Origin of the sequence: Oscillibacter sp. CAG:155, from assembly GCA_000436875.1 — a bacterium.
Lineage (GTDB): Bacteria > Bacillota > Clostridia > Oscillospirales > Oscillospiraceae > Oscillibacter.
Map to the genome: position 1 here is coordinate 1 of FR890897.1, position 23,154 is coordinate 23,154.

24 protein-coding genes and 3 pseudogenes are annotated in these 23,154 nt (G+C 59.8%); 11 read left to right on the forward strand and 16 right to left on the reverse strand.

The genetic code is table 11. The features are described 5' to 3' along the window. Nucleotides 1–109: 109 nt before the first annotated feature. Nucleotides 110–307 (forward strand): annotated as a pseudogene (locus tag QZL67_RS05170) (helix-turn-helix domain-containing protein); the annotation flags it as partial. 20 nt (nt 308–327) lie between these two features. Next, nucleotides 328–726: pseudogene (locus QZL67_RS05175) on the forward strand (DUF4368 domain-containing protein); the annotation flags it as partial. Nucleotides 727–845: 119 nt separating this feature from the next. On the opposite strand, the gene QZL67_RS05180 reads toward QZL67_RS05175, so the two are convergent. Together QZL67_RS05180 and glpK are read right to left on the reverse strand one after the other, a co-directional pair. Then, complete coding sequence (locus tag QZL67_RS05180; protein ID WP_022289690.1) at nt 846–1,217, reverse strand: zinc ribbon domain-containing protein; 372 nt, start codon at nt 1,215–1,217, stop codon at nt 846–848. Between the two features lie 123 nt (nt 1,218–1,340). Further along, nucleotides 1,341–2,852: a glycerol kinase GlpK gene (glpK, locus tag QZL67_RS05185; RefSeq protein ID WP_022289691.1), complete on the reverse strand. Its 1,512-nt coding sequence runs from the start codon at nt 2,850–2,852 to the stop codon at nt 1,341–1,343. A gap of 203 nt (nt 2,853–3,055) precedes the next feature. Here glpK and QZL67_RS05190 point away from each other — a divergent pair, with 203 nt between their 5' ends. Together QZL67_RS05190 and QZL67_RS05195 are read left to right on the forward strand one after the other, a co-directional pair. Further along, entirely contained in the window at nt 3,056–4,009 is a 954-nt protein-coding gene (locus tag QZL67_RS05190; protein ID WP_022289692.1) for an alpha/beta fold hydrolase, read from the forward strand. Further along, nucleotides 4,006–4,821, forward strand: coding sequence for a hypothetical protein (locus QZL67_RS05195; RefSeq protein ID WP_022289693.1), 816 nt, complete (start codon nt 4,006–4,008; stop codon nt 4,819–4,821). Before QZL67_RS05190 ends, QZL67_RS05195 begins: the two co-directional genes overlap by 4 nt. A 55-nt stretch (nt 4,822–4,876) precedes the next feature. Here the strand turns inward: QZL67_RS05195 and QZL67_RS05200 are convergent. Beyond that, nucleotides 4,877–5,266, reverse strand: a pseudogene (locus QZL67_RS05200) (hypothetical protein); the annotation flags it as partial. A 114-nt stretch (nt 5,267–5,380) separates the two neighbouring features. Between QZL67_RS05200 and QZL67_RS05205 the strand changes: the two are divergent. Together QZL67_RS05205 and QZL67_RS05210 are read left to right on the forward strand one after the other, a co-directional pair. Then, entirely contained in the window at nt 5,381–5,953 is a 573-nt protein-coding gene (locus QZL67_RS05205; RefSeq protein ID WP_022289694.1) for a uracil-DNA glycosylase family protein, read from the forward strand. 181 nt (nt 5,954–6,134) lie between these two features. Beyond that, nucleotides 6,135–6,689 carry a biotin transporter BioY gene (locus QZL67_RS05210; RefSeq protein WP_022289695.1) on the forward strand — a complete coding sequence of 185 codons (555 nt, stop codon included), beginning with the start codon at nt 6,135–6,137 and terminating at the stop codon, nt 6,687–6,689. A gap of 110 nt (nt 6,690–6,799) precedes the next feature. Here QZL67_RS05210 and QZL67_RS05215 read toward each other — a convergent pair whose 3' ends face one another. The 4 genes from QZL67_RS05215 to epsC form a co-directional block, all read right to left on the reverse strand. Continuing rightward, entirely contained in the window at nt 6,800–7,285 is a 486-nt protein-coding gene (locus tag QZL67_RS05215) for a GNAT family N-acetyltransferase (protein WP_022289696.1), read from the reverse strand. Between the two features lie 2 nt (nt 7,286–7,287). After that, nucleotides 7,288–7,851, reverse strand: a complete 564-nt coding sequence (locus QZL67_RS05220; protein ID WP_022289697.1) for an XRE family transcriptional regulator — start codon at nt 7,849–7,851, stop codon at nt 7,288–7,290. A gap of 183 nt (nt 7,852–8,034) precedes the next feature. Further along, nucleotides 8,035–9,480, reverse strand: coding sequence for a cysteine--tRNA ligase (cysS, locus tag QZL67_RS05225; RefSeq protein WP_022289698.1), 1,446 nt, complete (start codon nt 9,478–9,480; stop codon nt 8,035–8,037). A 1-nt stretch (nt 9,481) separates the two neighbouring features. Next, a complete protein-coding gene (gene epsC, locus QZL67_RS05230) occupies nt 9,482–10,150 on the reverse strand; it encodes a serine O-acetyltransferase EpsC (RefSeq protein ID WP_022289699.1) in 669 nt (222 codons plus the stop codon). 445 nt (nt 10,151–10,595) lie between these two features. Between epsC and QZL67_RS05235 the strand changes: the two genes are divergently transcribed. Next, nucleotides 10,596–11,285 carry a helix-turn-helix domain-containing protein gene (locus QZL67_RS05235; RefSeq protein ID WP_022289700.1) on the forward strand — a complete coding sequence of 230 codons (690 nt, stop codon included), beginning with the start codon at nt 10,596–10,598 and terminating at the stop codon, nt 11,283–11,285. Continuing rightward, on the forward strand, nt 11,285–11,665 hold the full coding sequence (locus QZL67_RS05240) for a hypothetical protein (protein WP_022289701.1): 381 nt from the start codon (nt 11,285–11,287) through the stop codon (nt 11,663–11,665). Before QZL67_RS05235 ends, QZL67_RS05240 begins: the two co-directional genes overlap by 1 nt. A gap of 65 nt (nt 11,666–11,730) precedes the next feature. Here QZL67_RS05240 and QZL67_RS05245 read toward each other — a convergent pair whose 3' ends face one another. Continuing rightward, complete coding sequence (locus QZL67_RS05245) at nt 11,731–12,687, reverse strand: metal ABC transporter substrate-binding protein (protein WP_022289702.1); 957 nt, start codon at nt 12,685–12,687, stop codon at nt 11,731–11,733. Between the two features lie 128 nt (nt 12,688–12,815). Here QZL67_RS05245 and QZL67_RS05250 point away from each other — a divergent pair, with 128 nt between their 5' ends. Continuing rightward, complete coding sequence (locus QZL67_RS05250) at nt 12,816–13,373, forward strand: DUF308 domain-containing protein (RefSeq protein ID WP_022289703.1); 558 nt, start codon at nt 12,816–12,818, stop codon at nt 13,371–13,373. A gap of 57 nt (nt 13,374–13,430) precedes the next feature. Here the strand turns inward: QZL67_RS05250 and QZL67_RS05255 are convergent, their stop codons facing one another. The 3 genes from QZL67_RS05255 to QZL67_RS05265 all read right to left on the reverse strand — a co-directional run bounded on the left by QZL67_RS05255 (nt 13,431) and on the right by QZL67_RS05265 (nt 16,152). Further along, nucleotides 13,431–14,870, reverse strand: a complete 1,440-nt coding sequence (locus QZL67_RS05255) for an aminoacyl-histidine dipeptidase (protein ID WP_022289704.1) — start codon at nt 14,868–14,870, stop codon at nt 13,431–13,433. Between the two features lie 98 nt (nt 14,871–14,968). Then, entirely contained in the window at nt 14,969–15,601 is a 633-nt protein-coding gene (locus QZL67_RS05260; RefSeq protein ID WP_022289705.1) for a chromate transporter, read from the reverse strand. Then, complete coding sequence (locus tag QZL67_RS05265; RefSeq protein WP_022289706.1) at nt 15,598–16,152, reverse strand: chromate transporter; 555 nt, start codon at nt 16,150–16,152, stop codon at nt 15,598–15,600. Before QZL67_RS05265 ends, QZL67_RS05260 begins: the two co-directional genes overlap by 4 nt. 122 nt (nt 16,153–16,274) lie before the next feature. Between QZL67_RS05265 and QZL67_RS05270 the strand changes: the two genes are divergently transcribed. Next, on the forward strand, nt 16,275–17,156 hold the full coding sequence (locus QZL67_RS05270) for a LysR family transcriptional regulator (RefSeq protein ID WP_022289707.1): 882 nt from the start codon (nt 16,275–16,277) through the stop codon (nt 17,154–17,156). 58 nt (nt 17,157–17,214) lie between these two features. Here the strand turns inward: QZL67_RS05270 and QZL67_RS05275 are convergent, their stop codons facing one another. The 5 genes from QZL67_RS05275 to QZL67_RS05295 form a co-directional block, all read right to left on the reverse strand. Then, nucleotides 17,215–18,375 (reverse strand): 5-bromo-4-chloroindolyl phosphate hydrolysis family protein, encoded by a 1,161-nt coding sequence (locus QZL67_RS05275; RefSeq protein ID WP_022289708.1) that lies wholly within the window; start codon nt 18,373–18,375, stop codon nt 17,215–17,217. Between the two features lie 3 nt (nt 18,376–18,378). Continuing rightward, a complete protein-coding gene (locus QZL67_RS05280; RefSeq protein WP_022289709.1) occupies nt 18,379–18,588 on the reverse strand; it encodes a DUF896 domain-containing protein in 210 nt (69 codons plus the stop codon). 12 nt (nt 18,589–18,600) lie between these two features. Then, entirely contained in the window at nt 18,601–19,398 is a 798-nt protein-coding gene (locus QZL67_RS05285) for an RNA-binding protein (protein WP_022289710.1), read from the reverse strand. Continuing rightward, nucleotides 19,391–21,142 (reverse strand): ABC transporter ATP-binding protein, encoded by a 1,752-nt coding sequence (locus QZL67_RS05290; protein ID WP_022289711.1) that lies wholly within the window; start codon nt 21,140–21,142, stop codon nt 19,391–19,393. The genes QZL67_RS05285 and QZL67_RS05290 overlap by 8 nt, the downstream gene beginning before the upstream one ends. 113 nt (nt 21,143–21,255) lie before the next feature. Next, nucleotides 21,256–22,194, reverse strand: coding sequence for an Ig-like domain-containing protein (locus QZL67_RS05295; RefSeq protein WP_022289712.1), 939 nt, complete (start codon nt 22,192–22,194; stop codon nt 21,256–21,258). Between the two features lie 206 nt (nt 22,195–22,400). Here QZL67_RS05295 and udk point away from each other — a divergent pair, with 206 nt between their 5' ends. Further along, a complete protein-coding gene (gene udk, locus QZL67_RS05300; protein WP_022289713.1) occupies nt 22,401–23,018 on the forward strand; it encodes a uridine kinase in 618 nt (205 codons plus the stop codon). Nucleotides 23,019–23,154: the final 136 nt, after the last annotated feature.

Consider the following 23,154-nt stretch of genomic DNA (forward strand, 5'->3'; position numbering starts at 1 on the left):
GCAGCTTGTTGTCAACATATATATATGAATTATTTTGGCTAACTGATAGAACTATGTAGACATATCCAAGAAGAAAGGGGAACAGTAAAATGTAAGAGGGTGAATAAATATGGCAAAAAGACCAGTACCAAAATACGACTTCAAGGCTTTTGGGGCAGCGATAAAGGCAGCGCGTGAAGGACGCAAGGAAAGCCGCAAGAAAGTAGGCGACGAAATGTTTATCTCGCCGCGCTACCTTGCGAACATTGAGAACAAGGGGCAGCACCCAAGTTTACAGATATTCTTTGAGCTGATACAGCGTTACCATAGCTGCTTGCGGTCGCAGAGTATGAGGACAATGTCCTGGGGCGGGTGAGCGATGAACAGTTCCGCATGCTCTCCGCAGACTACAACGCCGAGCAAAAAAATCTGTCTGCCGACATTCCAGCCAAGGAGGAACAGTTGGAGAAACTGAAAGCCTCAGCCGCCAATGTGGATGCCTTCATTGAGAAAGCCAAGCGGTATACCACCATTGACGAACTGACGCCGGAGCTGCTGCGGCTCTTCATTCAACGGATTGAAGTGGGCGAGCGGAGCCAAAAGTATTCCCGCTCTGCAGGACAGAGTGTCAAGATTGTATACAGGGACATCGGCAGAGTGGACAGTCCTATGCAGGAGGGAGAGCACGCACCGCATATTACAAAACAGATTACAGATATTGAAGAAATCAAGAGATTGCTGGCATAAAACACAACAGGCGGACAGCTTCCGCTGTCCGCCTGTGTGCCTGACAATTCACATGGTTCAGAAAATGTACCTGTGGGAACTATCAGACATGGCGTCTTCTCTTTTTTACCACGTATTACTCAATCGCCCATAGGCGCGCCGCAGTGGGGGCAGAACTTGCTGTCGGACACCGCACCGCAGATGGGGCAGGCCTTCTCGCCGGAGACCGGCTCGGACGCATCGTCCTTGGCGGCCTTGCAGGCTTCCAGCTCCGCGATCTTGGCTTTGGAGGCAGTCACCGCGTCCACCAGCTCCCGAACCGCGTCGGGAATCTCGCCCTCATACTCATTCACGAACCATTCACCGATGGTCCGGTAATTCTTGTCAATCTCTTTTTGCTCACCGGCGATGGCCACGCTGAGCTTCACCTGCTCGGCAGCGTCCTTGGTCTTGTCCGCAGCAACCGTGGCAACATCCTTTGCCATCTTGGTCAGATCATCAAAAAAAGCCATACTGGATACTCCTTTCGCGTCCGGGCCTTTCCCGGTACCATTTACATTCTCTCCCGCGCAACGCTGGGCCATGTTATCAGTATAGCCCACTTTCCGGCGGAACGCAACCGAATTTCCATTTGTTTACACATCGTTTTCAATCCATCCGGAGGCCCGTTCCACCGCCCGGCGCCACTGGCGGTATGCCGCCTCACAGCTCTTTGCGTCCTGCCGGGGCGCAAAGAGATGCTGGCTGCGGCGGAGCCGTTCCAGTACCGGCAGACCGCTCCAGACTCCAACCGCCAGGCCCGCCAGCGCGGCAGCACCGAAGGCAGTGGTCTCCACCTGGGCAGGCCGGTCCACCGGCAGCCGCAGCAGGTCCGCCTGGGTCTGCATCATGATATCGCTGACCGATGCGCCGCCGTCTACCCGCAGCGTGGTGATGGGACAGGGCGCATCGTCATTCATGGCCCGCACCAGATCCGTCACCTGGAAGGCAATGGAGTCCAGCACCGCCCGGGCGATATGGGCCCGGGTACTTCCCCGGGTAAGTCCCACGATGGTGCCCCGGGCATACATATCCCAGTAGGGCGCGCCCAGCCCCGTAAATGCAGGCACCACCACGACACCACCGGCATCCGGCACGCTTTCCGCCAGCCGGTCGCACATGGGCGCGGAATCAATAAGCTTGAGTTCATCCCGCAGCCACTGAATGGCGCTCCCCGCATTGAATACGCTGCCCTCCAGCGCATAGGTGGTCTGCCCCTTCACCGACCACGCGACAGACGTCACCAGTCCCGCCCGGGACCGCACCGGTGTGTGTCCTACATTCATCAGGGTAAAGCAGCCGGTACCGTAAGTATTTTTCGCCTGACCAGGGGTGAAGCAGCCCTGGCCGAACAGCGCTGCCGGCTGATCTCCCGCACTGCCGCAGATGGGAATGCCCGCCAGCGTCTCCAGCCCCGGCAGTTCCGGGGCAATGACGCCGTACGTCTCGCTGTTGGGCCGCGGGGCGGGCAGCAGGGACACCGGCACACGCAATGCCGCGCACAGGTCCTCATCCCACTGGAGGGTGTGGATATTAAAGAGCATGGTGCGGGAGGCATTGGAATAATCCGTCACGTGGACCCGGCCTCCGGTCAGGTTCCAGATGAGCCAGCTGTCCACCGTACCGGCCAGCAGCTCGCCCCGCTCCGCCCGCTGCCGGGCGCCGGGGATGTGGTCCAGCATCCACTGGAGCTTGGTGCCGGAAAAATAAGCGTCGATCAAAAGGCCGGTCTTTTCCGTCACGGTCTCCCCCAGGCCATCCGCCTTCAGCCGGTCGCAGATGGGTGCCGTCCTGCGGCACTGCCACACGATGGCGTTGCAGACTGGTTCACCGGTACGGCGATCCCACAAGATGGTGGTCTCCCGCTGGTTGGTGATGCCCACGGCGGCTATCTGCTTGGGGTCGATATGGGCGCTGTCCACCGCCTCCGCCAGTGCCCGGGCGGAAGTGGACCAAATCTCCATGGGATCGTGCTCCACCCAGCCGGGCTGGGGATAGATCTGGCGGAAGGTATGCTGGGACCGGGCAACGATCTCTCCCGCCTGATTGAACAGGATCGCCCGGGAGCTGGTGGTTCCCTGATCCAGTGCCGCAACGTAACTCTCCATAAGCCAAAGCTCCTCTCTGTGCGCCCGCAAGGCTGCGGAGCCCTGCAGGCGTGCTGCCTCAGACAGTCTCTCGGTCGAAACCGGGCCCGCACGCCGGAGGTTTCCCGCAGCAGGCCGACTGGCATTTTTTTCGGCGCTGTGCTATCATAAAAGCAGTCTTTCGACTGTTGATGACAGTATACCACAGGGAGGTTTGTTTTTCCATGCTCCAGCGAGAATTCACGGTCCCCTCCTCTGACGGCAAAACCGCCCTGCACGCCGTGGACTGGGTGCCTGATGGCCCTGTCCGGGCTGTTTTGCAGCTCTCCCACGGTGTGTCGGAGTACATTCTGCGCTATCAGCCTTTGGCCGCATTTCTGACGGGACGGGGCATTGCCGTGGCAGGCCATGACCACCTGGGCCACGGTACATCGGTGGCTCCCGGTGCGCCCCGGCTCTACTTCGGTCCAAAAGGCAGCTGGGACTTTGTGGAGCGGGATCTTTTCACCCGCCACCAGCTGATCCGACAGGCGTTTCCCGGCCTGCCGGTGTTCCTGATGGGCCATTCCATGGGGTCGTTTCTTGCCCGGACATTCCTCATCCGCCATCCGGGCGCCGTGGAGGGTGCCATTATCATGGGCACCGGTCAGCCTTCTTCCGCCATTCTTGCCGCCGGAAAGTTCCTCATGGATCGGGAGGCCCGGAGAAAGGGGACGGACACGCTGCCCAGCGCCACGGCGGGGCGGCTGTCCTTTGCTGCGTATAACCGGCGCTTCGCCCCCAACCGCACGGATTTCGACTGGCTCTCACGAAATCCTCAAAATGTAGACCGTTATCTGTCAGACCCGCTTTGCGGGGGTATGCCCACCACAGGACTGTTCCGGGAAATGCTGACAGGGCTCTCCTTCCTCTCCCATCCCCAGAACCTGCGGGAGATGGACCCAGACACACCAGTGCTGTTTCTCTCCGGCGCCATGGACCCGGTGGGAAATATGGGCAAAGAGGTGCGGCAGGTCTGCACCCAGTTCCGGCAGGCCGGTGTCCGGGACGTGGCGCTGAAGCTCTATCCCCAGCTGCGGCACGAGATTCTCTTTGAGGACTGCCGGGAAACCGTATACGCCGATCTGGCCCAATGGCTGGAAGCGCATCTGCCCGTGCGGGAGGAGGCGGTCCAGTGACACATTCTTTGAAAACCCGACGCTATACCCTCTGGTGCCTTGCCGCCAGAACCACCGCGTTCTGCGCACTGCTCTTTTATGCGCTGGCGGCACCGGAGCAGTTTCTCGCGGATCTGCAGTGGCCGTTCCACTTCTCTCCCCTGACTGTTGTGTGGCTGCTGCTGATGGCATCCATGGTGATGCGGCTCTTCCCCTCTCATGTGGAGAGCCTGGGCTGTCAAAAGGTCTTTGCCCGCCGCTGCCGTCCTGCCGGCAAAGCCCCCAGCTCTGCTGCCATCCAGCAGGCAAACCACGGTGCCGCACTGGTGGCCCTGGCGTGGATCTGCGGAAACGCCCTGATCTTTCTCTGCCACGCGGCTGGCTGGCTGGGACTGCGGTTTCTGGTGTGCCTGGCAGGATTCTACGGTGTCTGCGACATCATCTGCATTCTCTTTTTCTGCCCCTTCCAGACCCTTTGGATGCACAACCGATGCTGCACCACCTGCCGCATCTTCGATTGGGATTATCTGATGCTCTGCACGCCGCTTCTGGCGGTGGACGGGCCACTGGCTATCTCCGCCTGCGTGCTGGCCGCCGGGCTTTTTCTCCGCTGGGAGGTTGTCTATCACCGCCACCCGGAGCGTTTTTTTGAGGAGAGCAACCAGGCGCTGCGCTGCAGTGCCTGTCAGGAGCAGCTGTGCCGGTACAAGCGCCGCCTGGCCGCCGCTGCCGGCGGAAAACGGCCCCAGTCCACGCCGCCGGCAGCAGCCGCAGCTGGTCAATGTCCCGCGTCACATCCAGAATCCGGGCAGAAATCACCCCGTCAGCCGTAAAAAGCAGCAGCATCAGATAGCTCACCCAGGCCGGGATGCCGGAGAGCAGCGGCACCAATATCTGCTGCAGGCCAGGCAGAGCCACTGCCAGCAGCAATCCCCAAGCTATGGAAAATGGGACACACACGCGCCCCCGCAGATTGCCCCGGAGCGCATGATAATCCCAGAAGCGGACTCCAAACAGCCGCTCATAGGCCCAGTGCACCCCGTATTCTACCGCTGTGGCCGCCAAACCGCCCCACACCGCCAGATTCCAGAATCCCCGCCGTAACTCCGGCGGCAGCGCCAGCACTGCCAAAACTCCCAGTCCGTACACCGGGCACAGCGGCAGCAGAAGAAAACATTTGCGCACCTGCTGCGGGGAGCGGGTCAGCCATGCAAAGGCCTTTTCCAGCAGGTATCCCAAAAAACTATACGTCCAAAACAGCCACAGCGTCAGCGCCATCGTCTCCCACCTTTCCCGCTCAGTGTATCCGGCGGCAGGGCCGCTTATCCCCTCATTGCGCTGGCAGATATTTCGTGCTATACTAACGGCATCACATGGATGGGAGGAACCGATATGCGCGACACCTGGGAGGAACTGCGTGCGCAATGCCTTGCGTGCACCGCCTGCGGACTGGCGGAAACACGGACCCACGTGGTTTTCGGGGACGGCGCGCAGGACGCGGAAATCCTGCTGGTGGGTGAGGGCCCCGGACAGCATGAAGATGAACAAGGGGTTCCCTTCGTGGGCCGGGCAGGGCTGCTGCTGGACGACATGCTGGAGATCATCGGCCTGGACCGGACCAAGGTATATGTCGCCAATATCGTCAAATGCCGCCCGCCGCAGAACCGGGACCCTTTGAATGTGGAACAGGATGCCTGTATCGGCTGGCTGCGGCGGCAGACAGCGCTGCTGCGCCCCAAGATCATTGTGTGCCTGGGCCGTATCGCCGCCAAGGTCATCATCAAGGAGGACTTCAAAATCACCGCCGAACATGGCCAGTGGTTCCAGCGAAGCGGCGTACAGATGACCGCCATTTATCATCCCTCCGCCCTGCTGCGGGATGAGCGGAAGCGCCCGGAAACCTTTGAGGATCTGAAATCCATTCAATCCAAGATCCGGGAGGTCTGCACCCACACGGTAATTTGAATCCCCGGGGCCTTTTTCCAGGCAAAGGCGCCGGCAAAATTTTCAGATACAGCGCCCCGGCGATATTTTGCCGGGGCGTTATTTTTCTCTTATATTGTTAACCAATATATTTTATAAAGTTGACATTAGAAGGTTTCCTGTGCTATACTGCCCCTCAGAAACTTTATGGGAGGTCTTTCCAATGTCCGCTGAATCCGTATCCCGCCGCCTGCGCACTACAGATCTTGCGTATATTGCCCTATTCTCGGTTTTGATTGCCGTGTGCGCGTGGATCTCCATTCCCGCCCCCGTTCCCTTCACACTGCAAACCTTCGGGATTTTCGCAGCACTGACCATACTGGGCGGGCGCCGGGGCTTTTACGCCGTGGCAGTATATCTGCTGCTGGGGCTGGCGGGCCTTCCGGTATTCGCCGGATTCCAGGGCGGAGCCGGAACGCTCCTGGGCGTCACCGGCGGCTATATTCTGGGCTTTGGAGCCTCCGCTCTGGTTTACTGGCTGGTAACCACCCGGCTGGGCACCGCATTGCCGGTTTCCATTCTCGCGTGTGTGCTGGGCCTCGTTGTCTGTTATGCATTTGGCACCGCCTGGTTTTTGGTGGCTTACGCCCGTGCCTCCGGTCCTATCGGTGTTACGGCAGCCTTGGGTATGTGTGTGCTCCCCTTTGTGGTGCCGGATCTGATCAAACTGGCCCTGGCAGCCCTCCTCAGCCGCCGGGTGGGAAAGTTTCTCCGGTAACCGGTTTGCAAATCGCCTGCCGCACGCCCGCAGCAGCCATCAAGATGACACATGATAAATAAGAAACGGCCAGTCGGGGCAATGCCCTGACTGGCCGTTTCATGCTTTGCTCAGAATGTCAGCCGCATATCATACCAGACCACGCCGCCATGCACGGATTTGGAGACGCCTTCATTTTGAAATCCGAAGGTCTCATAATAATGGATCAGCCGATCCTTGCAGGTCAAAACGCAGCCTTTGCGTCCCTGGGCATGGGCGTCGGCGATGACCCGCTCCATCACCCGGGCGGCACAGCCCTGACGGCGGTAGGCCGGCAGCGTGTTGACCCCGAAAATCATCTGCCAGGCACCGTGCTCGTTGTGCAGCGCGGCGTTTTCGTACATCTCATCCCGCAATGTGGGTTCATCGCTCACCATGCCGTCGATAAAGCTGATCAGCGTGCCGTCATCTTCCTCCAGCAGCCAGAAATGATCGGCGTAAGCGGACAGCCGGGCGGCGAAATCCGCCTCTGTGGCCGCCTCCGCGGCGGGAAAACAGGCGGCCTCCACCGCCGTGACGGCAGGTAGGTCCGCCAGAGTAGCGGTGCGAATACGCATGTTCAGGACTCCTTCTTTCGATATTGCCACAGCAGCAGCGCCCGGACCGTACTGTTCCCCTGATTTTCCAGCGTCCAGGGCTGGTCCGCCGCAAATCGCAGGGCATCCCTCTCCTGCAGGGGGACCGTTTCCCCTTCCACAGTCAGAAGCCCTGTGCCGGAGAGCACCGTGGCCGTGCAGACACAGCCGCTCACCGACGGCTCCGGCCGGTAACAGCCGCTGATGTACACGTCCAAAAACGCCGTCTCCAGGCGGGTCGTTTCTTCATAGGGAATGGAGGGCCGCAGCAGCACTTTGCCGCCGTCCAGCCGCTCCGCCCGGTTGTCCACCTCCCGGGAAAGCAGCCGGGCCTCAAAGCCGTCGTTGTGCAAAAACTCCTCCGCCGGCACCTTCAGCGCCGACGCCAGCTTTCCCAGAATCGCCACGGAAGGATTGGCCTCTCCCCGTTCGATCTGCCCCAGCATGCTGCGGGAGACACCGGACAGCGCCGCCGTCCGCTCCAGACTCAGCTTCTGCTGTTTGCGGATGCGCTTGATATTCTCTGCGACAGCGCGGTTCAACTCCATAACACAGCCCCCGGTTGTTCAATATACTGCTCAATAGCGTTCTTATAGTAATGGAAACGTCGAACTTTGTCAAGTGTTTCCAGCGGTCCCTGTTCTCCTTGACACCGGGCCGCATCTTCCCTTTGCATCGGCAGAAGAAAAGGAAGCACCCGCAGGTGCTTCCTTTTTTGATTCCATCTGCGATCAGACCCGCCGCCAGACGGCGCCGTTTTTCTGATCGGTGATCTCAATGCCCTGGGCTTTCAGCTCATCCCGGATTCGGTCGGCCTCGGCGAAGTTCTTTGCCTTCTTGGCCTCATACCGGGCCAGCACCAGCGCGTCAATCTCACTGTCGCCCTCACCGGTGACGGTATAGCCACCGGCGGTGGCAGCGGTCTGAGCCGCCTCCTTCTCCCGGAGCGCCGCCGCCTTTTCCAGCAGGGACAAAGACAGCACCTGGTCAAAGCTGGCCAGGATGGCCCGCTTGGTGGCATCGTTGGTCTTGGCCTTCAGCACATCATAGAGCAGCGTGACGCCCTGGGCGGTATTGAGATCGTTGCCCAACTGCTGGAGGAACTTCTCCCGGTACTCCTGCATCACAGCCTCATCCACCGGGCCGTCGTTCTCCGCGAGGGCGGCAATCCGTTTGATCAGCTTCTGATAGGCGGTTGCAGCGTTGTCCAGGTTCTCCCAGGTGAACACCAGCGCCTTGCGGTAATGGCTCTGGAGGCAGAAGAACCGGTAGGCCAGGGGATCATATCCCTTCTCCTCCAACAGCGAGACCGTCAAAAACTCGCCCTTGGACTTGCTCATCTTGCCATGCGCGGTATTCAGGTGGTGGACATGGAACCACTGCTTGCACCAGGGATGGCCCAGGTAGCTCTCAGACTGGGCGATCTCGTTGGTGTGATGGGGGAAGGCGTTGTCGATGCCGCCGCAGTGGAGATCCAGATACTCGCCGTTGTACTTCAGGGAAATACCGGAGCACTCGATGTGCCAGCCGGGATAGCCCACACCCCAGGGAGAGTCCCACTTCAATGCCTGATCCTCAAACTTGGACTTGGTGAACCAGAGGACGAAGTCGTTCTTGCTGCGCTTGTTGGGGTCCTCTTCCACGCCCTCCCGGACGCCCACGGCCAGATCCTCCTCGTCGTGGTCGTTGAAGACGTAGTAGTGGTCCAGCTTGCTGGTGTCGAAGTACACGTTACCGCCGGCAAAATAGGCGTAGCCAGTGTCCATCAGCCGGGAGACGATCTTGATATACTCGTCGATGCAGCCAGTGGCGGGCTGGACCGTATCGGGGGTTTTGATGTTCAGTTTGGCGCAGTCCTGGAAGAAGGCGTCGGTATAGAACTGGGCGATCTCCATGACGGTCTTGTGCTCCCGCTTGGCGCCCTTGAGCATCTTATCCTCACCGGTGTCCGCGTCGGAGCTGAGATGGCCCACATCCGTGATGTTCATGACCCGGTTGACACTGTATCCGGCATAGCGCAGGAATTTCTCCAGCACATCCTCCATGATATAGCTGCGCAGGTTTCCGATATGGGCGAAGTGGTACACCGTGGGGCCGCAGGTATACATTTCCACGTGGCCGGGGGTATGGGTCTGAAATTCCTCTTTCCGATGGGTCGCCGAATTGTACAAATACATCTCAGGCAGTCCTCTCTTTCGTTTCTTTCACTTGTCTGAGCTCCGTCTCCAGCTGTTCGATCCGCTGGGTCAGGGCGTTGAGTTCCTCCTGCACGGGGTTATCCATGTGGATCTGGTCCACGTCGTCGGCGTAATACACCGGCTTTCCCGCCACCCGGACCACCTGGGCCGGGACGCCCACGGCGGTACTGTTGGGCGGAACCTCCCGCAGTACCACAGCGCCGGCGGCAATCCGGGCGTTGTCGCCCACCTTGAAGGGCCCCAGGACTTTGGCGCCGGAACCCACCAGCACATTATTCCCCAAAGTCGGATGACGCTTTCCCTTATCCTTGCCGGTGCCGCCCAGAGTCACGCCCTGATAGAGCAGGCAGTCGTCTCCCACCTCAGCGGTCTCGCCGATGACAATGCCCATGCCGTGGTCGATCACCAGCCGGCGGCCGATGGTGGCACCGGGATGGATCTCGATGCCGGTCCAGAAGCGGCTCCACTGGGAGACACACCGGGCCAGGAAAAAGCGATGGTGAAGATACAGCCAATGGGCGATGCGGTGGTTGATGATGGCATGGACGCCGGGATAGAGCATGAAGATCTCCAGCTTGCTGCGGGCAGCCGGGTCCCGGCGCTGGTAGGCGGCCAGCAGACCGCCCAGACGGGTTACGCGTTTTTTCATGATGCATTTCTCCTTGTGCCGGTCGGGAGGAAAACAAAAGCGCCTCCCGTACCAAAGTACGAGAGGCGACGAATCGCGGTTCCACTCTCTTTTATCACTCAAGGATGGCCACTGACGCGGACCGTACGGAGGGCTTCTACATCCCCCGCGCTCCCGGGCGCACTTCCCGATCTCCGCCGTAGGCGCGCTTGCAGCCGGTGACGCGCCCTCTCTGTCCTTTGGGTGGATCGATACTCTTCCCGATCAACACGCTATTCACTTACCCCAGTATACTAGCAGGATTTGTCCGGCGTGTCAAGCGGCGGGCGGAAATTTTCCGGTGCCTGATCTCTCAGAGGACAGGGTCTGCCGTTGTCAACCGCCTGTTGACAGCATTCCCCAAAGGATTGCTTGTCAACTGACCGGGGATCAGGTATCATGGAGACAGAAGCGAGGAGGGACCGCCATGGAATGGAATGAACGCATCACAGTCGTCCGCAAAGCCGCCGGGCTGACCCAGGAACAGCTGGGGCAGCGGCTGGGCGTTACCCGGCAGGCTGTGAGCAAATGGGAATCCGCACAGACAGTGCCGGATGCCGTCACCATCGCCCGGCTGTGCGAAGCGCTGGATGTCTCCGCCGATTATCTGCTGCTGGGGAAAGAACCGAACAAATCTGGTTCCGCCTCATCACTCGTTTGCCCGCTCTGCGGACAGACCGTCTATGGGAATACCTGCCCTCAATGCGGCTATGTGCCTGGACTCAGTCGGGATGACAACGGCAGGCGGTATGCGCTGGTGACAACAGATGTTCCCATTTCATCCTCCAACTACGAGGTGGATCTAGTGAAATACTGCGGTCTCTCCGCCGAAGCAGCCCGGGAGCTGCTGAAAAACGCCCGGGAAGCACATCGCCGCGCCATTCTCCGACGGAATTTGAAGAAGCAGGAAGTCCGCTATCTGGCCGCCCACATGCGGCGGGTATACGGTTTGCAAATTGTGGAGGATCGCGGACAAAAGCCCGGGGAGCTACTGGCGTCAGGGGCCGCCATGGAACTGCCGGAAACAGAGTCTGCGTCCACCCAGAAAAGCGGCATCGGCTTTTGGGGCGTGGTAGGCGCCGTGATCGTGGCGCTGCTGATTCTCTCCTTCTTCTGATGCGCAAACGCTGTCTTTTCTCCATGGGCATCCTGCTGGCCCTGTACGGACTCAACCGCTTCTGTCTCGTTCCCCTCACCGGCAGCCGCCTTCTGGCCTGGCACGGGGCAGATACTCTGGCCGGTGCGTGGATGCTGTGCCTTGTGGAGCTTTTGCTGGAACTGGCCGGATGGCCCCCTCTGCGGCGCCTAATCCCGGTGTGGACCTATCTTTTGGGCTGCGGCCTTTTCTGGGAATATGTGACGCCCCTCTACCTCCCCCGGTCGGTCTCGGACCCCTGGGACATTCTGGCCGTGTGGCTGGGCGGCACCGTGATGCTGTTGTTCCTGCGCCCCGCAAATTGGGCTCGCTCCCAATCCTCACCACCCAACAAAGAATAACCTCCGCCTGCGATACGGAAGCGTACAGCAGGCGGAGGTTTTTTTGATTCAACGCATAGGAATCCTTACAGATTCTCCCGCAGCCGTTCCAGATTCCCCCGCATCAGCGACACATAGGTGGCGCCTGCGTCCAGGTCCTCCTGGGAGACATTGTGGCAGGAGTGGAACAGTGCGGTTTTCGCACCGGTGGCCTCTGCGATGCTGTCCGCCACCAGATGGTTGGAAAACTCAATATACCACACGGTGGGGATCCGCTCCGTCTCCACCTTCTCCGTCAAAAAGGCGATGGTGGCCGCAGATGGCTCCGTCTGGGTGCTGCATCCCGGAAAGGCGGCATAGTATTCCAGACCGTATTCCTCCGCAAAATACCGGATGGGGAACCGGTCACCAAAGACAATGGTCTTTCGGGGAGCCGTTGCAAAGAAGTCCCGGAAGTCCTGATCCAGCTGATCGATCTCTCCGGCATAGTCCGCAGCGCCGTCCCGATACGCCGCCGCGTGCTCCGGGTCCAGCTCTGCCAGTTTTTCCCCGATGGCCCGGGTAATGGCTGCGGCATTGACCGGCGAAGTCCAGACGTGCTCGTCGATCTCCTTTACCTCGCCCAGATCGTGGTCCTCATGGTCATGGCCCGGCTCTGCCTGCATGCCCTCCACCGTCTCCTCTTCCAGGAGTTCCACGCAGTCCACCATCCGCATGGTGGCCCCCGTCCGGTCCACAGAGTCCAGAATGGTATCCACCCAGGAGTCGGATTCACCGCCCAGATAAATGAACAGATCACAGTTCTGCACCGCCAGGATGTCCGCCGGCGTGGGCTCATAGGAATGGCTCTCCGCGCCGGGCGGCAGCAGCAGCGTCACATCCGCCAGATCTCCTCCCGCAGCCCGGGCAAAATCATAGGCTGGAAAGATCGTTGCCACCACCTGCAGCTTTCCGTCATCCGCCTCCTGCACCGTGCTCTGCCCACAGGCAGTCAGCCCAATCGCCAATAATCCGCACAGCAGTGCGGCAATCCATCGCTTCAAAATAAACCCTCCCGAATTTGAGAATGATTTTCATTTTTGAATGATACCACAGGCTCGCGGAAAAATCAAGTTTTTTACGCCCGACAATTGGCACATACTAGACGCATGCTGACACAGGAGGTTGTTTCATGGGTGCATTTGTGAAAAAAATTCATCTCAGTACCCTGCTCTCCAATGGACTTTGGAGTTTGCTGGGTCTGGCGCTTCTGCTCTGGCCGGCCCCCTCCGCACGGGCGGTCTGCCTGGCTCTGGGCGCGGTGCTGCTGCTCTGCGGCGCCGGAAATCTGGCGGCAGCTCTTCCCAACCGGGATGAAACACTGTATACGGCACTGCGTCTTGGTTCCGGCGTGATCCTCGCGGTGATCGGGCTGTGGCTGCTCTTCCGTCCGCTTTTGGCTGCCGCCCTGATTCCCAAACTGACCGGCATTCTTCTCTGCATCCACGGCGGCAGCAGCCTGGGAGACGCCATGCTCCTCCGGCGCGGCGGAGACGCCCGCTGGTCCGCGGCAGTTCTCGGAGGCGCCATCTCCCTGGCTCTGGGGCTTTTGCTGTTCTTTCTGGCTGTTCCCGCATTTCTGATTGCCGCCCGCATCGTGGGTGCCTGCCTGCTCTGGGATGGTGTCAGTGGGCTCTGGATTGCAAGCCGGGTGGGACATCTGCCGCGGCAGGACCCTTCCGGGCGTTAAGGCGTTAAAAAGAGGGGGGAAACGGCATAGCCGTCTCCCCCCTCTTTTTCCCGAACATCACGCGGACCGGCGAACCAATTCGGTGATGAACCGCCACACCCGCTGGACGGAGGCAATATGCATCCGCTCCCGGGGCGTGTGGATCTCCGTCAGATCGGGACCGATGGACACGCAGTCCAGGCCCGGCAGTTTGCCCGACAGAATGCCGCACTCCAGGCCGGCGTGGATGGCTTCGACCCGGGGCTCCTTGCCGTACTGCTCCCGGAACAGCTCCACCATTCTCTCCCGCAGGGGAGAGTCCGTCCGGTACTCCCAGGCCGGATAGTCGCCGGTGATCCGAAGCGTTCCGCCCAGCTGGTCCATCAGCCGCTTCAGGCGGCTGTGAAGCATCTCCTTCTGGCTGGAGACGGAACTGCGAACGCAGAAGGTGGCCGTCATGACAGACGCTTCCGTCCGCAAAACGCCCAGGTTCAAGGAGGTCTGCACCAGGCCCGGCAGATCCATGCTCATGGCCTGGATGCCGTTGGGAACACAGCTGAGCAGGCACAGCGCCCGGTCCGTGGACGCCTGATCCATGGGAACTTCCTCCTCCGCCGCTTCTGTCACGGCGATGGTGAGTGCGGGCTCCGTCACATGGTACTCATGCTTCAGGGACTCACCAAGCTGCTCCACGGCAGTCCGGACGGCACCGGCATCCGCCACCGCCACCACAGCTTCCGCAGCCACGGGAATGGCATTGTCCTTCATGCCGCCCTGGGCACCCACCAGACGCATCTCTCCGGCTGCGGCCGCGGCCTCCAGCAGGCGGCCCAGCAGCATATTCGCATTGGCTCGTCCCTTGTTGATCTCAGAACCGGAGTGACCACCGGTCAATCCGCTGACTGCCACCCGGAGACGGGTGCCGGCGTACGGCGCTCTCGTCAGCGGCAGTCCGCAGTGGGCCCGGCTTCCACCGGCACAGCTGACGGTGAACACGCCCTCTGCCTCGGAGTCCAGATTCAGCAGCGTTCTGCCTTTCAGGGGCGTGACATCCAGCCCCCGCACGCCTTCCATGCCCACCTCTTCTTCCGTGGTGAACACAGCTTCCAGACGGGGATGGACCAGAGTGTCGTCATCCAGCAGGGCCAGCGCGATAGCCACGGCAATGCCGTCGTCGCCGCCCAGCGTGGTGCCCTTGGCATAGACGGTGTCGCCGTCCACCACCAAGTCAAGACCCTCACGGCTCATGTCCTTAGTGCAGTCCGCTGTTTTTTCGCACACCATATCCAAATGGCCCTGGAGAATCAGGGGCTCCGCCGCCTCATGTCCCGGCGTTGCCTCCTTGATGATGATCACGTTGTGCAATTCGTCCTGATGGACCTCCAGGCCCCGTTCCCGGGCAAACGCCACACACCAGTCGCTGACAGCTCCGGTGTTGCCGGAACCGTGAGGGATTGCGGAGAGCTCCTCAAAAAAATGGAACACGCTCTGCGGTTCCAGTTGATCCAATACTGCCATATCGGTTGCTCCTTTCCAAATAAATGAGGAGCCGGCGCGGCGTGCCAGCTCCTCGCTATGAATGAGTATACCGCAACCGGGGGGCTGCATGCAACCCCTTACACCCCGGCAAAGTGGAATACCACACCCACCACGGCGGAGAGGGCGATGAACACGATGGGATGTAAGTTCTTTGTGGGTTTCACCCAGTTGGTCAGCACCAGCAGCACCGCCGCCAGCACCAACCCCTGCCCGTTGAAGAGGCTCCCATCCAGGGCATAGCGGTTCACGATGCCCCCCTCGCTGGTGCCCAGGGACACCACGTGGGTCAGCACCTCCAGCACCACTGCCACGCACGCCGCCCCGATCAGTCCTGTGGACGCCGGGCGCAGGCCGTAGAAGGCGTTGTTCACATATCGGCTGTCCCGGAACTTCTTGAGCATCGCCGCCACGATCAAAATCACCACGATGGACGGCGTCACCTCGCCCAGTGTGGCCACCACCGCACCCAGGACGGCGCCTGCCGTCCCGTGGCTGCTGCCCACCGTGAAGCCTACATAGGTCGCCATGTTGATGCCGATGGGACCCGGCGTGGACTCCGACACCGCCAGCATATTCATCAGATCTGCCTGCGTGTACCAGCCGGTACTCTCTCCGATGTCATGAAGGAACGGCAGCGTGGCCATGCCGCCGCCCACCGCGAACAGTCCCGTTTTGAAAAATTCCCAGAACAGCTGCAGATACACACTCATGCTTTCCGCACCTCCCAGTTTTTCAGTACGATTCCCGCCAGCGCCGCGCCGATCACGAACCACACCGGTGAGAGGTCCAGGAAGATGCCGCCCAGCAGCACCACCACGAAGATCACCGCCGTCCGCTTATCCACCACCGACTTTTTCAGCAGCTTTGAGACGGCATTGAAGATCAGCACGCACACGCACACCTGGATGCCGGCAAAGGCGTTCTGCACCCACGCAAGATCTGAAAAGTTGGTGATCAGCCCCGCCAGGATGGAGATGATGACCAGGGACGGGAACACCACGCCCAGCGTCGCCACAATGCCTCCGGCGATCCCGCCGTACTTCTGTCCGATGAACGTAGCCGTGTTCACCGCGATGATGCCCGGCGTACACTGTCCGATGGCAAAGTAATCCACCAGCTCCTCCTCCGTCGCCCAGTGCTTATTGTCCACCACTTCCCGCTGCAAAATCGGCAGCATCGCCATCCCGCCGCCGAATGTCATCACACCCATTTTCGCAAACGTCCAAAACAGCGTCCAAAGCATGGCTAGTTTCTGTTTCATTGCTTGCTCGCTCCTCTCCTTTTCATCTTGCATCTCAGCATAGCGGTTTTTCTTGCATATTTCAATTCATATGTTAATATAAAATATATAAGTAATTGCTAATGTATGTAGGGAGGAACACCATGACTTTGCGCCATCTGGAGATCTTTCGGGCGGTGTGCGCCCGAGAGAGTATCACGCAGGCGGCAGAACAGCTGAACATGACCCAACCCGCAGTGAGCCTTGCGGTCAAGGAGCTGGAGGCCTTCTACGGCGTGCAACTCCTGGAACGAATGAACCGCCGCATTTACATCACCGAAGCGGGCCGCAGCCTGCTGCAATACGCGGACGCAGTGCTGAACCAATTTGAGGAATCCGTCCGGGTCCTGCGGGACAGCGGTGCCCACAGCCACTGCAGCTTCGGTATGACCGTCACCATCGGTGAATCCCGTCTGCCGTTGATTTTGAGCCGCCTGTCCCGGGAGCTGCCGCAGATCAGTATCCGGACCTTTGTCCAGAATTCCCGCCGGACGGAGCAGATGATCCAGCGCAATGAAATTGATTTTGCATTGGTGAACAATATCACGGCGGTCTCCCCCAGCCATGTGGTGGATTTTCTGGGGCAGGAGGAAATGGCAGCGGTCTGCGCGGCATCCTATCTGTCGGGCCGGGGTACCCTTTCTCTGGAAGAACTGTCCCGGCAGCCGCTGCTGCTGCGGGAACCGGGAAGCGGTACCCGCAACAGCGTGGATGCGGTGCTGCAAACCGTGGGCTGCAAAGCCGTCCCCCTGGTGGAGAGCATCAGCACCGCCAGTCTCCTCAGCTGTGCAGCGGCGGGTCAGGGAATCGCCATCCTGCCCCGTTCCCAGGTGCGGCAGGCGTTGGCAGACGGCAGTGTGCGGGAGCTGCAAATCAGCGGCCCTACATTTTCCCAGCAGTATTTTCTGGTCTATCACCGGAACAAGTACCTTACCACCGGCATGAAGCAGGTCATCCAGGTCATCCGGGAGGAAATGACCTTTTGAGTCCACTGATCCGAAAAAGGAGCGGCGCGTTTGAAACGCGCCGCTCCTTTTTACCTGTTCATTCCGGTTTCTGCTGAACTGCTTCGCCGCCCTGATCCTCCAGGCCAAAGTCCCGGGCCGCGGAGGCGGTGTCCCGCTTCAAAATGGTCTCCATCACCCGGATGTCGCTGTCCACATCCAGTGCATCCGCCTTGTACAGCTCGTCCAGCTGGTGCTCAAACCCCGCCACGATGGAATCCATGGTGGACGCGATGCGGCTTTTCGCCTGCCGCAGGTTCTCTCCCTCCACGCCGGCGGCTTCAAACTCCGCGTAGGAGTCCAGCAGCTTCTGGGTGGTGGGAAGATAATAGTTCAGGAAAGTCCCGATGCGGTCTTTCTTTCTGGGGTCCTCTTCCACCGCCCGGAAAATTTTGGAAGTGATCTCCTCCAGCCGGTCGATCTTGGCAGAGAGGACCGGGTCCGCAATGGCGTCGTTGGCCCTCCGGATTCCCCGCAGGATGCCGGAGTACCCCTCCTCCGCCTCCTTGGGAGGCTGCTGCGCAGTAGTCTGCTCCTTTTGCCGCTGCCTTTTCAGCGCCTCATCCGCCTTTCCGCTGCGGAAGAGGTATCCAAGTTCCATATTCAGATACGCCGTGCCGCCGAAGTATCCCTTGTCGATCATCTTGCCCAGATCACGCTCCACTCGCTTTTCCGGGTATCCCAGTGTCCGGGCCAGCTCTTCCACCGGCATGGCCTCCCGGTCGCCCAGCACCGCCAGATACTTTTCGTACCGCTTGAGCTGGCGGTCCATGGAGACACCGCCGCAAAACAGTGCCACGCCCGCCGCGGCAACCGCCAAATACTGCAGCAGGTCCAGGAAGTAAAGTTCCATCCAGTAGTCCGACCAGAAGAGGGCGTCAATGGGGTCGTTCACTCCAAGAATACCAATAGCCGCCACCACAATGCCCACGATTTTGAGTTTTTTGGCGTTGGATTTTTTCACCGCCGGCGACCGGGTGACTTTTCGGGCCGCCTGCTGGGCCCGGCCGGGCTGACCGGCAGCGGACTGTCGGGGAAGATCTGTCTGCAGCGGCGGCGCCTGGGTGCGTTGTTTGCCGTCCCGGCCAAAGAGCTTCACCAACAGCACCACCAGCGCGATCGGTGCAAGCCCCACCAGGAAGAGCACCGCGATCACCACCCAGGAGACCCAGTCACTGTCGGATTTCCGCTTGGCGGCCATGGTTCATTCCCCCTTCTTTTTCAGCTTCCGCTTGTTGCCCTGCTCGTCCACAATATAGGTGTGGTCCAGCTGGCCCTGGAGACTGCCCAACACGGCGTCAATATATTCCCGGCGCAGGGCGGCCCGCTCGTCCGCTTCCCACTGGGTCAGCCCCTCCGGGGATTTTGCCTTCTTTGCCAGCTCATTGAGCCGGTCGATCTGTTTTTGATCCATGATACCCTCCTGTCAGATAAACCGCTTCACCACAATGGAGATGCGGCCCTTTTTCGTGGTGCCGCCTACCTCCGTCAGTTCAAATTTTCCAAATCCCCGGGCCGACACGGTGTCCCCCTCCGCCAGAAGATGATCCGGTTTCGTACACTCCCGCCAGTTGACCTGGACCTTCCCGCTTTCGATCAGTGCCGCCGCTTTTCCACGGGCCAGCCGAAAGCCGGTAGACGCCACCGCGTCCAGCCGCAGCGAGCTGACGGTGTCCCGCATCTCCTCGCATCGGACCTGGGGGATGTGCAGATATTCCCCCGGGATCTCGGAGACCGTCAGCTTTGCCCGACCGGCGGAGATCCAGCTCTCCAGCAGAAATGATGCCACGCTGTCCAGGACGATGAGGTCTGCCTCGTCCTCGCCCACCAGGATGTCGCCTACCTTTTCCCGGACGATCCCCATACCCATGAGGCTGCCCAGGAAATCCCGGTGAGTCAGATGGTACTCCCGCCGGAATGATGCCCGCAGAAACCGCAGCGGGCTCTGGCTCTCGGCGTCCTCCGCCTCCAGCCAGTCCGGCAAAAACAGCAGAATGGTCCGCTCCGCCCCCTCGTAGCCGCCCAGCGCCACATAGGCATTCTCAGGCGTTCCCGCCATACGCAGCAGCTCCTGGGCCATCACCCGCTGCTGGGGACTGAGGAAATCTGTGGAGGACGGGATATTGCGGATGCGGGCCTGCTCCGCCCGGTCCAACACCTTTGCCAGCAGCAGGCGGTCCTCCTTGTCCGCCCCCAGCTTGTCCAGCAGCTTCGTCTTATCCATGGCGCAGCTCCTGGGTCCGCACCAGCGCCGCGTAAGCGCCGTTTTTTGCCATCAGTTCCTCGTGGGAACCCAGTTCCGCGATGCGTCCATCCTCCACAACAGCGATCCGGTCAGCATTGCGGACGGTGGAGAGCCGGTGGGCAATGATAATAGTGGTGCGGCCCTTGGAGAGCTTTTCAAACGTCTCCTGGAGCTTGGCCTCCGTCACGCTGTCCAGGGCGGAGGTGGCCTCGTCCAGAATCAGCACCGGCGGGTCCTTCAGGAAAATGCGGGCAATGGAAATCCGCTGCTTCTGTCCGCCGGAGAGCAGGGTTCCCCGCTCTCCCACATAGGTGTTGAAGCCCTCTGGCATAGCTACGATGTCATCATAGATCTCCGCCAGTTTCGCCGCCCGGGCCACCTCTTCGTCAGAGGCACCGGGCTTTCCGTAGCGGATGTTCTCCAGGATACTGGCCGCAAAGAGGAACACCTCCTGTTGCACCACGCCCACGTTCTGCCGGAGAGACTCTTGGGTCACGGTCCGCACGTCCTGCCCGTCGATGCAGATCGCACCTTCGGTCACATCGTAAAACCGGGGAATCAGCTGGCAGAGGGTGGACTTTCCTCCGCCGGAGGGCCCCACCACCGCCACGGTCTCTCCGGGGCGGATGTGGAGATCCACATCGTGGAGCACCGGCAGATCATCTTCATAGGCAAAGCTCACATGATCTACATCGATGCGCCCCTCCACCCGCGTAAGCGCCGTGGCATCGGGGGCGTCCTGCATGTCCGGCTCCTCCCGCATCAGCTGAATGAACCGGGATAGGCCCGCGGTGCCATTGGCAAAGAGTTCGGCAAACGTGGAGAGTTTACGGACGGGATTGACAAAGGCGGTGATATACAGGCTGAAGGTGATGAGATCCACCGTGTCCATACGCCCCCGCATGATGAGATAGCCGCCCACGGAGATCACCGCCACGGAGAGAATGCACAAAAAGAACTCCATCACCGCGTTAAAACGGCCCATAGCCCGGTGAAAGGCCCGCTTGGAGGTCTTGTAGCTGTTGTTGGAGGTGTCGAACTTGCGAAGCTCCGCCTCCTCATTGGCAAATGCCTTGGCAGTGCGGATACCGGAAAGGCCGGATTCAATATCCGCATTGATGGTGGCGGTACGCTGCTTGACCTTGAGGGAAGCCTCCTGCATAGACTTCCGGCAGCGCCAGACCACCAGGAAAAATATGGGGATAATGACGGCAATCACCAGGGCCAGCTGCCACTGAATGGTGAACATAATGATTAAAGCGCCTACTATCGTGACACCTGAGATGAAAATATCCTCCGGGCCGTGGTGTGCCAGCTCCGTGATATCAAAGAGATCCGCCGTGAGACGGCTCATCAGCTGGCCTGTGCGGTTGCGGTCATAGTAGTCAAAGCTCAGCTCCTGCATATGCCGGAACAGATCCCGGCGGATGTCCGCCTCCACCAGGATACCGAAGGTGTGGCCATAGTAGCAGATGATATACGTGAACACCGACCGCAGAAGATAGGCGGCAAACACCACTGCCATCACCGCAAAGAAGGTGCCGTATGCGCTGGCAGGCAGCAATTCATACATGCACCACCGGGAAACTGCCGGGAAGGCCAGGTCGATCAGGGAAATGGCCAGTGCGCAGCACAGGTCCAGAAAAAACAGTTTCCGATGGGGTTTGAAATAGGATAAAAAGATCTGCAGAGAGGACTTTTGCTGAAACTCTCGGGTCGTCATGGTAAGCTCCTTTTTCCTTGGAAATACGGGATACATCATATCATGATTTTGCGGACGATGCAACGCAAATCCCCGGATGCCGCGGCATCCGGGGATGGGAAAATTCCAATGGACTATTTTGTCACACGGACAATGCACTCCAGCACTTTGCCGTCCACCGTGGCCGTAATGGTGGTGGTGCCGGCGGCCACCGCCTTCACCACGCCGCTGCCGGAGACTGTGGCGATTCCGATGTTCTTGGAGGCCCAGGTGACAGCGGACGAGGTCCCGCTCACCTTCAGCTGCACATTCGGATCACCCACATGGGTGGTAAAGTCAGTACTGCTGAGCTTGGGGGCAGAGCTGGTGGACGTGGTGGAACCGGTGGTTTGTCCGCTGCTGGTTCCGCCCTTCACCCGCACCATGCAGGTTCCCTTTCCGCTGCCGTCTGTCACCGTAATGGTGGCCTGGCCTCCGGCCACTGCGGACACTTTGCCGTCCGCGTCCACTGTGGCAACGCTCTCGTCACTGCTGCTCCAGGTATAGCTGCCGGAGCCGCCGGAGGCGGTCAGCGGAATGGGCGCGTCCCCCACCGACATGGTAAACTCCGTTTTCGGAGAACCCAGATAGGACATGGTCAGTGTCTCCGGCAGGGCGGACAGATCCGTCTCCGCATCAGAATCGCCATTTCCCTCCGCGTCGCCCTGGTTGTCAGCGTCCACGCCGTTCTCAGATCCATTTTCGCCATCATTCTCATCCAGTACCGGCGGCTTGGGCGTCACTTCCTCGGTGGCCGGGTCTTCCGTCTGATCTCCACCCAGTTTGTCGGCGATCTTGTCGCCAAAGAGCAGGTACACCAAAAGCGCGGCCATAATCAGGATGAGGATCACCAGAATCGGACTGAGCAGATTGGGCTGCCCCCGCTTGTTGCCCCCGGAGGTCCGCTTGCCTCCCTTTCCACCGCGGTGGAGCTGGTTCCCCCGCTGCAAAGCAGCCTCTTCTTCACAGAAGGGACAGCTTTTATAGGTATCCGAATAATTCTCCCCACAGATGGGGCAGCGCTTCATGGCCATAATGTTCCTCCCCGCCGGATCAGCATTTTTACAATTTACATAATATCGGCTTTCCCCCATGGCGTCAAGACTGGTGCCGAAATTTTGGGAAATTTCCCGCAGTTGGTCGTCTGCTCTTGCTTTTGAGGGAAAGGCTTTATTATAATAACGAAAGAACAGGCGGTTTTGTTCCGCCCCAGAGGAACAACAAAGGAGGATTTGGGGAGATGAGCACGATTCTCATTGGTATCGCCGGCGGCACCGGCTCCGGTAAAACCACCCTGACCCGGCATCTGAAGGAGCATTTTGGGGAGGACGTTACGGTCATCGGTCATGACAGCTATTATAAGCGGCAGGTGGGTAAAAGTTATGAGGAACGAGCAAAAGTCAATTATGACCATCCCAGCGCCTTTGACACAGAGCTTCTGATCGAGCACCTGCGGGAACTGAAGGCCGGACATCCTGTGGAGTGCCCGGTCTACTCCTATAAGGACCACAACCGCACGGATGAGACTGTGACCATTTATCCCACAAAAGTCATTATCGTAGAGGGGATTTTGATCTTCCAGAACCCCACCCTGCGGGAGATGTTTGATATCAAAATCTTCGTGGAGACCGATGCCGACGTCCGCATCCTCCGCCGCTGTCTGCGGGATGTGGAAGAGCGGGGCCGCACACTCCAGTCCGTGGTGGACCAGTACCTGACCACGGTCAAGCCTATGCACGAGCAGTATGTGGAGCCCTCCCGCAAATATGCGGACATCGTCGTTTTGGAGGGCGGTCACAATTTGGTGGCCCTGGACATGATCATGCAGCGGATTCAGCACCATATTGACGAAGCGTGAACGGATCAACATACCGAAAAAGGAGCCGCAATGCGGCTCCTTTTTTCAGGGATTGTGCAGGCGGAAGATCCCGCCATGGATTCTCACAGTTTCTGTCGGGACAGCGGCATTTACACCCCGGCAAAGTGGAATACCA